This window comes from Mediterraneibacter sp. 210702-DFI.5.30, from assembly GCF_020560115.1.
Taxonomy (GTDB): domain Bacteria; phylum Bacillota; class Clostridia; order Lachnospirales; family Lachnospiraceae; genus Mediterraneibacter; species Mediterraneibacter faecis.
Window position 1 is genome coordinate 378,044 of the sequence record NZ_JAJCME010000001.1, and the last position, 12,431, is coordinate 390,474.

The following is a 12,431-nucleotide window of genomic DNA, read 5'->3' on the forward strand; positions in this document are numbered from 1 at the left end:
ATCAGTGAAACGAAACAAAAGACAATTGTATGTAATGATTTTTGTTTTTGCAATGATTGCGCTGGCCTATACTTGCCGTATGCTGGATATGTATGATATAGGCAGCGGTTATCCGGGGGATGTCCGCGCGGCGCTATATATAGTTCTACTTGCTTTGTGGGGATATTCTATTGACCGGCGGATCATTCAGAAGCCGGTACTGCACTGTCTGCGCCTGACAGATGCACTGATGTTGCTTTGGCTTATTTTTCGGACACTTAAGTATGAAGTGGTCACGGATCTGACAGTGGCGAGGTATCTATGGTATTTGTATTACTTGCCAATGCTGTTTATCCCGTTGCTGGGGGTATATATCGCGATGTCTCTGGGAAAGTCAGAGGAATATCGTCTGAGTGGAAAGACACAACTGTTGACAATTATTCCTGCACTACTTTTCTTATGTGTTATTACCAATGATCTTCATCAAAAAGTATTTACATTTAAAAGCGGAATTCCGGGAAATCCAGGTAATGGACCATATTATCACAATGTGGTGTATTTTTTCTGCCTTGCCTGGATGGTGGGCTGCATGATATTTACAGTTGTTCATATATTTAAGAATAGTCGTGTTTCAAATGTAGGAAAAAGACGGGTGATGCCATTTGTATTTTGTTGTGTGACAATTCTGTATGGAGTGCTTTATCTGATCGGAATCCCACAGGTACGTTATGTGTTTGGGGATATGAATGTGATGAACTGTCTGATGTATATGGCCATTTACGAAAGCTGCATTCACTGCAAGATGATACAGTCGAATTCTGGTTATATTGAACTGTTTGAGGCAACAACGCTGGCAGGCTGCATTGCAGATGAAAATGGGCAGATTGTTCTTCGCTCCCATGCGGCAGGAGAAGATATGATCTGTCCCGGAGAGGGACAGACAATACTTACGCCTGATGGAATGCGCATCTCATCAGCACCGATCAGAGGAGGCTTTGTTGTCTGGAGTGACAATGTGCGTCCATTGATGGATCTTCGAGTCCGGTTGAATGAAAATAAATTGGAGATGGAGAAGAACAAGAAGAAACTCCAGGATGCCTATCTTGTACAGAAGAGGCTGTATGAACTGACAGAAAAGAATCATATTTACGATGAACTGGAAGTGAAGTTTAAAAGACAGACAGATCAGATACGTCAGCTGCTCGAACAATGTAAGAACGCTGATCCATGTGAGACACGGAAATTCTTGAAAGAGATATTGCTGATCGGTACATACATTAAGCGTAGAGCAAATCTGTATTTTTTAAGTGAAGAATATGAAATACTGCCGCAGCAGGAATTACGACTGACAGTTGATGAAGCAGTACGGGCAATGACCGCCTGTGGTACAGAATGTGGAGTGCTCTATCGTACGACAAGACCGATGCGTTCAGCAGATGTTGTGCGCTTATTTGAATTGCTGCATGTTGTGGCAGAGAAGACACTAGGAGAATTACAGTCATTGTTTATCTCTGTGTCTGATGATGAAATGAATTTATCTGTGGAATGTAGTACAGATCTGTCAGTGATAGCTTCACAGGAAGTGACAGTTTGTCAGGATGATGGATTGTGGCTGGTCCGTACACAGATAGGAGGACAGGACAATGCATAGATTGAAACATTTCGGGTTCAATGTAATCAAGGAAAGCTTTGATCAGCTTCCTTCCGGAGTCTGTTTTTTTAATTACAAGGGAGACATTGTACTTTGCAACCGACAGATGTATCGTTTGAGCCAGTATTTATTTGACAGTGATATGCAACATCTCAGGGAAGTTGAGCAGGCACTTCGCTTTCCACCGGAGGGAGTTGTACTGCTTCCGGGGCTGGAGAGTACTTATCGGTTTCCGGATAAAAGTGTCTGGAGATTTGAAAAGACAGAAGTTACAGATCGTTATGGAGAGACTTATACACAGCTTACAGCCGCTGATATTACAGAAATACATCGAGTATTGGTACAGATTGCTGCTGATAATCAAAAACTTAACGAGGATGAAAAAAAGCTGTTGGAGCTTTCTGAAAATGTTAAGGCAATTGTCAGAGAAAAGGAGCAGCTTGCGGCGAAGTCTGCCATGCATGATGGTCTTGCTGCAAGTCTTACCGTAACGAAGCAGTATCTTGCAGGAAATCTTGGAGAGATTGATATAGCAGTTGTACTTCATGAATGGGAGAAAAGCATTGCTTTCCGTGATGCCGTTCTTTTATCCGAAAAAGAGAAGTTATTCGATAATGCCAGCAGCAGCGGAGTTTCCATTCAGATAAAGGGGGAAGAACCAACAGGGAGTGCGGCAGAATTAATGTATGTGGCGATGCAGGTTTGTCTGAACAACGCAATCCAATATGCGAAGGCAACAGAATTGACGGCAAGTATTCAGGAAAATGAAGATAAATATTCAGTGGTGATCCGTAATAATGGAAAGCCTCCGGAGAAGGTGATCACAGAGGGGGGAGGTCTTACAAATCTGCGTCGCCGAATTGAAAAGTCAGGTGGTATAATGACGGTATATAGTCTGCCGGAGTTTTCTTTGGTGATGGATCTGCCAAAGACAGATAATGCAGAGGAAGGGGGAAGGGATAGTAGTGAAAAAAATATTAATTGTTGAGGATCAGGCGCTTGCGCGTATGTATCTTTGCACATGCGTTGAAAAATGTATAGATTGCGAAGTGGCAGGTACGTTGACCCGGGCTGATGCTGCACTCAGCCGGTGTGGAGAAGGACATATAGACCTGATTCTGATGGATATTTGTACCGAGAGTGATTCTGACGGTCTGACAGCGGCTGAATCGGTTAAAAAATTCTATCCCCGGATTAAGATTGTGATGGTCACTTCAATGCTTGAAGGACGTTTCCTGGATCGTGCAAGAAAGATTGGTGCAGATAGTTTCTGGTATAAGGACTCTCCATCCGGAGATCTCATTGATGTGATCGAAGGAACCCTTTCAGGAAAACATTTCTGGCCGGACAGTGTACCGGCAGTACAACTCGGAAAGGCACTCTCCTGTGATCTGTCAGACCAGGAGCTTGAGACTTTGCGTCTGCTATGCGAAGGGAAGACAAACAGTGAGATCGCAGCAAAACTTCATGTGGCAGAATCTTCCGTTAGAACTTATATCAACCGCATGTTAGAGAAGACGGGATATTCAAATCGTAATCGTCTGATGGTAGCAGCTGTCGGTAAGCGTCTGGTTGTACCGGGAAATCAACTTGATGATTGAAAGAAAAAAATCTATTTGTCCTCACTTTCGAGGACAGACGGATTTTTTCTTTTTTGTTATAATAAAATAAAAGAAAAGAACACATCGGATATGTCGCAAAAGGAAAGGGGGATGGTTTGATGCGGAAAATTGTGGTCGATATGCAGAATTTTCTGTTTGCTGATTCCATAGCGACCGCATTCAGAAATTCAGATTATGAGATCGATGTGATTCGTACGGAGTCTCCGAAGGATACGGTTGAATTGTGTCAGGTGTATAAACCATTTGTTCTTATAATGGAAGTGACAGGTTATACCCCATGGAATCTCTGTGAGAGATTGAAGCTTCGTGATGAAGTAAAGAAAATGTGTCCCCACTGTAAAATTGCTCTCATTGTAGATTCCAATACGGAACGACAGGCAGCGATAGATATTCGGGATGCAAAGAAGAATGGTTTTATTGATCAGTTTTTCTACGGATCTATGACAGCTGAATATCTGATGGATCAGATTTATGCGATGTAAAAAGGCAGCAGGAAACAAATCGTGATATGTCTGTAAAACTTTATGCAGACAGATCATAAGTTGGAAAAGGAGGAGTCAGTATGGGACTTATTAAAGCAGGTATGGGTGCACTTGGTGGAACGTTAGCGGATCAATGGAAGGAGTTTTTCTATTGCGAATCTATGCCGAAAGAAGTGCTTGTTACAAAGGGACAGAAGAGAACGACAGGTCGTTCTTCTAATACAAAAGGAAATGACAATATCATTTCTAACGGTTCCGGTATTGCCGTGGCTGATGGACAGTGTATGATCATTGTAGAACAGGGGAAGATTGTAGAAGTTTGTGCAGAGCCTGGTGAATTTACATATGATACCTCAACAGAACCATCTATTTTTTCGGGCAATCTCGGTGAGAGCATTAAAGAGACATTTAAAACCGTAGGCAAGCGTTTTACTTATGGTGGAGATACAGGTAAGGATCAGAGAATTTATTACTTTAATACAAAGGAAATTCTGGAAAACCGTTTCGGTACAGCGAATCCGGTTCCGTTCCGTGTAGTAGACTCCAAGATCGGATTGGATATTGACGTATCAATCCGTTGTTCAGGTGTATATTCTTATAAGATTGTTGATCCACTGTTGTTCTATTCAAATGTATGTGGAAATGTAGAACAGGAGTATTCCCGTGAAGAACTTGACAGTACTCTTAAGACAGAATTTATCTCAGCCCTGCAGCCGGCATTTGGTCGTCTGTCAGAGATGGAACTTCGTCCAAACCAGATTGTAACACACAACACAGATCTTGAAAATGCCATGAATACTGCACTTTCAGAGAAGTGGGGTGCTCTTCGTGGACTGAAGGTTGTCAGTATTGCTCTTGGATCAGTTACTCTTCCGGACGAGGATGCAGAACTGATCAAACAGGCACAGCGTACAGCTATCATGCGTGATCCTACAATGGCAGCAGCTACACTTGTCGGTGCTCAGGCAGATGCGATGAAGACCGCAGCAGGCAACGAGGCAGGAGCTATGACAGGATTCATGGGCATGGGTATGGCAATGAACGCTGCAGGTGGTGGAATGAATGCACAGAATCTTTTCGCTATGGGACAGCAACAGCAGGCTCAGCAGGCAGCACAGCAGCAGGCAGCTCCGACACCACAGCCGGCACCGGTACCGCAGGTAGCTCCGGCAGCAGGCGGATGGAAATGTGCATGTGGTACTACAGTAACAGGTAATTTCTGTCCGAACTGTGGAGCAAAGAAACCGGAACCGAAACCAGAACCGGGCGCATGGAAATGCTCTTGCGGAGCTACGGTGACAGGCAACTTCTGTCCGGAATGCGGTTCTAAGAGACCGGCAGAGGACGAAGGCTGGACGTGTTCCTGTGGCGCAGTAAACAAAGGCAAATTCTGTACGAACTGTGGAGCAAAGAAGCCGGCAGGCGCACCGCTTTACCGTTGTGATAAGTGCGGATGGGAACCGGAAGATCCGAAGAATCCGCCAAGATTCTGTCCGGAGTGTGGAGATATCTTTGACGAGAACGACAGACAGTAACGGATGACCATCGGTTGGAAAATAACTGCCGGAAGCCCGGCACGGAAGAAAGGAGAATGAGTTATGGCAGGCTTGCAGGAATATAAATGTCCTTGCTGTGGCGGTGCAATCGCCTTTGACAGTAAGATTCAGAAGATGAAGTGTCCGTACTGTGATACTGAGTTCGAGATGGATGCACTCAAAGGTTATGATGCAGAGCTGCAGAATGAACAGACAGATGATATGGAGTGGGATACTTCCGCAGGCAGTGAATGGCAGGAAGGCGAAACAGATGGTTTACGCACATATGTGTGTAAATCCTGTGGAGGCGAGATTGTTGGAGACGCCAACATGGCAGCAACATCCTGTCCATTCTGTGATAATCCAATTGTAATGATGGGACAATTTGCGGGAGCATTAAAACCGGATCTGGTGATCCCGTTCAAATTAGATAAAAAGGCAGCAAAAGAAGGATTGAAGAAACATCTGACCGGAAAACGTCTTCTGCCAAAGATCTTCAAGGATCAGAATCATATTGATGAGATCAAAGGTATTTACGTTCCATTCTGGCTTTTTGATACAAATGTAGATGCCGCAGTCCGCTATCGGGCAACAAAGGTACGCATGTGGAGTGATAGTGATTATGATTATACTGAGACAAGTCATTTTATGGTTCACCGGGGTGGAAATATTGGTTTTGAAAATGTTCCGGTAGATGGATCCACAAAGATGGCGGACGATCTGATGGAATCTATCGAGCCATTCAATATTTCAGGTGCGGTGGATTTCCAGACTGCTTATCTTGCAGGATATCTGGCAGATAAGTATGACGTAACTGCTGAACAAAGTATTGAACGTGCCAATAAACGTGTAAAACATTCTACAGAGGAAGCTTTTGCTGAGACAGTAAAAGGTTATGCTACAGTAACAACAGACAATAGCAGTGTACAATTTCATGGCGGAAAAGCAAAGTATGCACTGTATCCGGTATGGCTTCTGAATACGACATGGAACGGAAATAAATACACCTTTGCAATGAATGGACAGACAGGAAAGTTTGTCGGTGATCTGCCGGTAGATAAAGGTGCAGCAGCACGCTGGACAGTGATGCTGGCAGCTGTATTCTCAGTTGTAACGTATGGTGCTGCATGGCTTTTGCACCTGATCGGACTGTTTTAGGGAGGTGGGGAAATGAAGAAAAGAATTTTATCGTTTATGACGATCCTCATCCTCTGTCTAGGCCTTGCAGTTCCGGCTTTTGCGGAGGAAACAGAAGGATTCGCGAATGAATATCCTCGTGTCATCGACAATGCTGAGCTTCTGTCTACAGATGAGAGGGAGCTGTTAACCAGTAAGTTAGATGAGATTAGTACGCGACAGAAGGTAGATGTGACGGTTGCCACAACCGATACACTGGATGGACTGACGGTATCTGATTATGCGGAACGATTCTACGAGTCTCATAATTATGGTTATGGACCGGACAAGGATGGAACAATACTTCTGATCAGCATGGAAGATCATGATTGGTATATGGCAACCTACGGATATGCTATTACAGCATTTACGGATGCAGGTATCCAGTACATAGGAGAAGAGATGACGGGTGATTTGTCTGATGGTGATTTTGCGGCAGCATTTGATATATTTGCTGATGAGTGTGATGATTTTATTACGCAGGCAAAAACCGGAGAACCTTATGATATCGATAATGAACCACAAAAACCAATGTCATGGATCTGGATTCCGATTTCATTAGTAGCTGGTATCGTCCTTTCATTGATTGTTGTTGGCACTATGAAATCAAAGCTGAAAACAGTACGTTTCCAGGCAGCAGCTAATAATTATGTGAAAGCTGGAAGTATGAATCTTACTGAGAGCAGAGACATATTCCTGTATAATACAATGACAAAAACGAAAAAAGAGAAAAATGATTCTTCCAGTGGTGGCGGCGGAAGCAGTACGCATACAACATCTTCCGGAAGCACTGCCGGAGGCGGTGGCGGAAAATTCTAGGAGAGATGTTCGTATACGGAATACCGGGCAATTTAATAGTGAAAAAAGAGAAGCTATTTCCCAAATGCTTGGGAATTGGCTTCTCTTTTTAAATAGTGTAATTATCTGTCCACATCCACAAAATGTTTCCTGAACTCATCATAAGGACACGACCGTCCCCAGTAGAATCCCTGACAGTAATCCGGTTTCAGAAGTTTCATCTTCTGTAATTCGTCTTCCGTCTCAATACCTTCAATACAAAGTTTCAAACCGAGATTATGAATCATGTTACTAAACTGATTTAACAGATAATATTCCTTTTTGTCTGTGATTGCCTTGGAAGTAAAACCACGATCAATCTTAACAATATCAGGGTGAAGTTCACTCAGATAATGAAAGTTGGAATAACCGGTTCCAAAGTCATCCAATGCTAATTGCATGCCGGCCTGTTTTAATTCTTTCAGGAAGTTTTGTGCCTTTTCATTTTTTTCGAGCAGAATACTTTCTGTCAGTTCAATAGCAATTGCAGTGAGCGGAAGACCAGAAGTGTTCGTCTCGCTGATAAGGTCTGTAATAACATCTGATTTTGTAATCTGCACCTGGGATACATTAATATTAACTCTGAAATCAGGAATCTGCATCCGGATTTTCCGGCAGGCAGTTATTGCTTCTCTTATGAACCAACGTCCGGTTGGAATAATCAGTCCGCTTGTCTCTAAAAGAGGTATAAACTCAGCAGGCGAAATCTGTCCAAATTTTTTAGAAGCAAAGCGTATCAGCACCTCTGCTCCGGTCAGTTTGTCCTGGCGGATATCCATGATTGGCTGGAAGAATATTGAGAATCCACGGAAATCATGATTTACTGCTGAATGAAGCTCATTTGTGATCTCACGGATACGTAAGAAATTCTGGTACTCTTCTTCCTGGAATATATAACAGCAGTTTCTTCCATGCTGCTTAGCCACGGTCAGCGAAAAGTCAGTTCGCTTTATAATCTCTTCATAACCGGTCTGTGATAGATCCGGAAGCGGCAGAATACCGGCAGAAATAGTAAATACTGCAGCAAAGTTGTTTTCTTCAATAAACTGATTAATATGTTTGCATATGCAAGTTTCCGTTTTCGTTTTATGCGGTACAGCATGAGATCACTTCGTTCTGAAAAGACAGTGCCAAACAGGATGAACAGGATTAAAGAAATCCATAATTTTTCTTAAATTTCATAACTTTTTCCCTTTATAGAATATCACTTCCATCCGGGATCTTGGAAATAATCGTCCGATTAGTCCTGAACAGAAAGATAAGTGAGACAATCATTGACATGATCTCAGCAGTCAGGAAAGCCCACCATACTGCATGAAGCCCACCAAATTTTGCCAGTACATATGCAGCCGGAATCAGTACTACAAGCTGACGCATGATGGATACGATCATACTGAACACGGCCTTTCCAAGCGCCTGGAATACAGTACCGCAGATGATGCCGAACCATGCAAGTAAGTAATGGATACCGATGATACGAAGCGCAGGGACTCCAATCGTAAGCATATCAGCAGATGCGTTGAACATTCCAAGAAGGACCTGTGGAACTAATTCAAAGCAAAGGAATCCGAAGAGCATAATGCAAAATGCTGTTGCCATACTGAGTTTGATCGTCTTGACCATACGTTTTCTGTTCTGCGCACCGTAGTTGAATGCAATGATCGGAGTGATACCGTTATTCAAACCGAAGACAGGCATGAAGAAAAAGCTCTGCAGTTTGAAATACACTCCGAATACGGCAGTTGCAGTAGATGAAAATGTGATCAGGATACGGTTCATGGAGTATGTCATAACAGAACCAATCGACTGCATGATAATAGATGGAATACCGATTGCATAAATTGTTCTGATAATTTTTCCGTCCGGCCGGAAACCACGGAACTGAAGCCTTACATCCGGGTTGAATTTATGATTACATGTAAATGAAACAAGTGCTCCGACACACTGTCCGATGACCGTAGCCACGGCAGCACCTGTAACCCCCATCTTCGGGAAACCAATCAGACCAAAGATCAGGATCGGGTCAAGGATGATATTTGTAATCGCACCACATAACTGGGAAGTCATACTGAAAATGGTTCTTCCTGTGGAAGTGAGCAGTCGTTCAAAGCAAATTTGTGCCAGCAGTCCCATAGAGAAGATCATAACAGTGCTCAGATAATCGATTCCCATTTCCATGATCTCAACATCTGCATTTCCAATCTGGCTTGCATAGAAAGGTTTTACAACTGTAAAGCCAAGGATAAGGAATACAATATAACTTATGATATAAAGAAAAGCTGCGTTAGATGCAATCTTATTTGCCTCGTCAGTTTTTTTTGCTCCGAGTGCTCTGGAAAGAAGTGCATTCATACCAACGCCGGTACCGGTTGCAACTGCGATGAGCAGCATCTGTAACGGGAAGGCGAGAGAGACTGCGGTAAGAGCATTCTCTGACAGTTTTGCTACAAAGATGCTGTCTACAATATTATAAAGTGCCTGCACTAGCATGGAAACCATCATCGGTAAGGACATGTTGAACAAGAGTCTGCCAATCGGCATGGTTCCCATTTTGTTTTCTGCTGCAGGGGCAGAAGCTGTTTTTTGGTTCATATATTCTCCTGTTATTACTAAAAATTCATTTAAAGTGCCAATTATTAATAATAGCATTATATGGTGTACGTTTCAATAGTTGAAGACTTGAAAATGTCTTAAAGGTCAGTTTGGCATTCTTGAATTATTGTGTTAATAGGTAAAGTCAGTAGAAGTAATAGTAACAACTTGACGGTTTGCGTACTGTATGATATTTTCTAAGTAGTAAGTAGTAAGTAGACAATAAAAATGGCGATCAGGAAATAAGAGGAAAGAGAGGAAGACAGGTATGAAAGATCTTACATTATCTCAGCAATATGCATTACTTGCGTTGGACGGACAGGAGAGTATTCATCCAAGCGTGGCAAAAAGTGCTGTATTGAGAGCTGTTTCGGCTGCGCGGGTGTTGGAGACAGAATTAGGAAAAGCAGATGCGGATTCATTTCCAGAATTTTCTGCAGAACTGCAGAAAGCGGTACAGATGGCAAAAACATTAAAGAAAAAAGAGGAGACTCAGATTGAGAAAGAAGTGGCTGCTGTTTTGGAAGCAGAAGAACTTCTAAAGGAAGTACCGGACATTTTGGGCTGTGATATGAATTATGATACATCAGGTGTTGAACTAAAGGCATACCTTAGTGATGAGACAAGTTATATCAGAATAAAAGAAGGACTTCGTGCAGAGATTCTAGAGGATGGTCCAATTAGTCTGGAAGATGCGGTTCTCTTATGGCTTCTCCGTGAAAGTGGCTGTATCCATGACTTATTTTCTGTATCAGAGCAGAACCGTGTAGAAGAGCGTATGACAGAAGCTGCCGTTCAGGATGAGAAGTACCGTGCATTATGGGAAGCAGAATTTCATAATGTTTTTGAAGGATTTATGAATCGGTTTGTGAAGACTAAGAGCAAACTGCTTAAGAATCCATATTTAGAAGGTGTTAATCTTGTATTTCCTTACCTTGACAGAAGAAAATCCGTATTTATTGATACGGTTATTTTTGGAACTAACGTGGCGGACAGAAGAGCTGCGGCTGTAGAATATCTGAAGAAAAAAGGCTTTGCGGTAGAGGAGATCAGAGTAGGCAGTGAGACTTTACTAAAAATAGGCAATATATATTACCGTATCTTCCCAATGACGAAAATAGCATATAAAGTACCGATTCAGGGAGTCAACCTGGTACCGGCATACTGGCAGTAGGAAGAAAGTACCGAAATACTAATTATGTAGACAGTAGAAAAGGTGAGCAGATGTCAAGACAGAGAAGCATGGAAGTAATAGAGCAGGCAGAATATGTGACAATCGGAGAGCTTGTGCGGCTTACGGCAGTGCGTTACAGTACTTTGAAATTTTATACAGAGGAAGGAATGCTGCCGTTCGAGCAGGCAGAAGAGAATCTGACCAGAAGATACCGCAGAGTTGAGAGCTTAGAAAGGATTGCGCAGATTCGTCGGTTAAGAGAACAGAAGAAGACGATTCCGGAGATTAAAGAGATTCTGGAATGTGGTGAACTGTAAAATATGAATATTATCTAGAAAAAATACGAATCTCCAGAAGAAGTTCAAGTATAAAAATACTGATTTCTACTGGAGATTCGTATTTTAAGAATATGTGTTAATATTGGAAAATTATGCATCCAGTATGCTTTCTGCAACTTCTGGAAGAATTTTACTGACTGCCCCATGGTAAGCTGCGGTTGCTTTTTCATCCAGATAATGTGGTTCCTTGTGGATTACGATCAAATCTTTACCTGTGAAATGCGGAAGCATATCTTTGCACAGACTGGAATTCAGGTTCATCCCGAGAACGAGAATCGTATCAGCTTTAGCGACTTCTTCCACAGCATGGCTAATGACAGTATTACTGAGCATTTCACCATGTAAATAAACTCCAGGATGAATCACAGTCGATTTACACACATCACAAAGAGGAACTTTATCACTGTTTTTGATATATTCAATCGGGAAAATCTTTCCGCAACGTGGACACGCATTATTTTCATAAATATTTCCATACATATTGATCACATTTTTACAGCCGGCTTTCTGAGGCATATTATAGATGCCTTTTGTAATGATTGTCTTTAAATATCCTGCCTCTTCTAATCTTGCAAGTGCTTCATTTCCCTTTCCTGCCTCTAGATGTTTGGAAAGAATTTCATTTCTATAATATTCATAGAATAATTCTGCATGTGTGTTAAACATACGGGCACTGAATAATTCTTCCGGAGAGTAGCCATACTTTTCTTCAATCCGATAGGATTCGTCGCTGTCTCGATGATATGCGACATTTTGCTCTCTCATAAATTCCATTCCGGCGAGACAAACAAGATACTTAGATGTTCTAATTGTTTCTTCAAGATAGTTTAAATTCATAATCATCCCTGCCTTTACAAAATGCTGCTGTTAACGAGTTACTATAATGCTAGTATAGCATAAATAAAAAGAATTGTCTGAAAATTCAAATAAAAACAGGATAAAATTTAAAGAAAACTGGACAAAATAAAATTTACAGTTGACAATAGCGAGAAAATAAGCTATATTAAAAATATAATAATAGTAATTATTATTAAAATAAAAAGGA

Annotated in this window: 12 protein-coding genes; 9 read left to right on the plus strand and 3 right to left on the minus strand. The window is 42.0% G+C overall.

The window, feature by feature from the left end:
- Nucleotides 1–4: 4 nt before the first annotated feature.
- The 7 genes from LI126_RS01795 to LI126_RS01825 all read left to right on the plus strand — a co-directional run bounded on the left by LI126_RS01795 (nt 5) and on the right by LI126_RS01825 (nt 7,264).
- A complete protein-coding gene (locus LI126_RS01795) occupies nt 5–1,630 on the plus strand; it encodes a histidine kinase N-terminal 7TM domain-containing protein (RefSeq protein WP_227164702.1) in 1,626 nt (541 codons plus the stop codon).
- The gene (locus tag LI126_RS01800) at nt 1,623–2,618 is read left to right on the plus strand and encodes a sensor histidine kinase (protein ID WP_227164703.1); all 996 of its coding nucleotides are present in this window, start codon (nt 1,623–1,625) and stop codon (nt 2,616–2,618) included. Before LI126_RS01795 ends, LI126_RS01800 begins: the two co-directional genes overlap by 8 nt.
- Nucleotides 2,596–3,231, plus strand: a complete 636-nt coding sequence (locus tag LI126_RS01805; RefSeq protein WP_227164704.1) for a response regulator transcription factor — start codon at nt 2,596–2,598, stop codon at nt 3,229–3,231. The genes LI126_RS01800 and LI126_RS01805 overlap by 23 nt, the downstream gene beginning before the upstream one ends.
- Before the next feature lie 119 nt (nt 3,232–3,350).
- The gene (locus tag LI126_RS01810; protein ID WP_196020957.1) at nt 3,351–3,734 is read left to right on the plus strand and encodes a hypothetical protein; all 384 of its coding nucleotides are present in this window, start codon (nt 3,351–3,353) and stop codon (nt 3,732–3,734) included.
- Between the two features lie 80 nt (nt 3,735–3,814).
- A complete protein-coding gene (locus LI126_RS01815) occupies nt 3,815–5,269 on the plus strand; it encodes an SPFH domain-containing protein (protein WP_227164705.1) in 1,455 nt (484 codons plus the stop codon).
- Between the two features lie 63 nt (nt 5,270–5,332).
- A complete protein-coding gene (locus LI126_RS01820; protein ID WP_227164706.1) occupies nt 5,333–6,427 on the plus strand; it encodes a hypothetical protein in 1,095 nt (364 codons plus the stop codon).
- A 12-nt stretch (nt 6,428–6,439) separates the two neighbouring features.
- Nucleotides 6,440–7,264, plus strand: a complete 825-nt coding sequence (locus LI126_RS01825) for a TPM domain-containing protein (protein WP_227164707.1) — start codon at nt 6,440–6,442, stop codon at nt 7,262–7,264.
- A gap of 101 nt (nt 7,265–7,365) precedes the next feature.
- On the opposite strand, the gene LI126_RS01830 is transcribed toward LI126_RS01825, so the two are convergent.
- Both LI126_RS01830 and LI126_RS01835 read right to left on the minus strand, forming a co-directional pair.
- Nucleotides 7,366–8,208, minus strand: coding sequence for an EAL domain-containing protein (locus LI126_RS01830; protein ID WP_227164708.1), 843 nt, complete (start codon nt 8,206–8,208; stop codon nt 7,366–7,368).
- 268 nt (nt 8,209–8,476) lie between these two features.
- Entirely contained in the window at nt 8,477–9,874 is a 1,398-nt protein-coding gene (locus tag LI126_RS01835) for an MATE family efflux transporter (protein ID WP_227164709.1), read from the minus strand.
- Between the two features lie 268 nt (nt 9,875–10,142).
- Here LI126_RS01835 and LI126_RS01840 point away from each other — a divergent pair, with 268 nt between their 5' ends.
- Together LI126_RS01840 and LI126_RS01845 are read left to right on the plus strand one after the other, a co-directional pair.
- Nucleotides 10,143–11,048, plus strand: coding sequence for a hypothetical protein (locus LI126_RS01840; protein WP_227164710.1), 906 nt, complete (start codon nt 10,143–10,145; stop codon nt 11,046–11,048).
- Between the two features lie 50 nt (nt 11,049–11,098).
- Nucleotides 11,099–11,365, plus strand: a complete 267-nt coding sequence (locus LI126_RS01845) for a helix-turn-helix domain-containing protein (RefSeq protein WP_227164711.1) — start codon at nt 11,099–11,101, stop codon at nt 11,363–11,365.
- 111 nt (nt 11,366–11,476) lie between these two features.
- Here the strand turns inward: LI126_RS01845 and LI126_RS01850 are convergent, their stop codons facing one another.
- Nucleotides 11,477–12,223 carry an SIR2 family NAD-dependent protein deacylase gene (locus LI126_RS01850; RefSeq protein WP_020436295.1) on the minus strand — a complete coding sequence of 249 codons (747 nt, stop codon included), beginning with the start codon at nt 12,221–12,223 and terminating at the stop codon, nt 11,477–11,479.
- Nucleotides 12,224–12,431 lie beyond the last annotated feature (208 nt).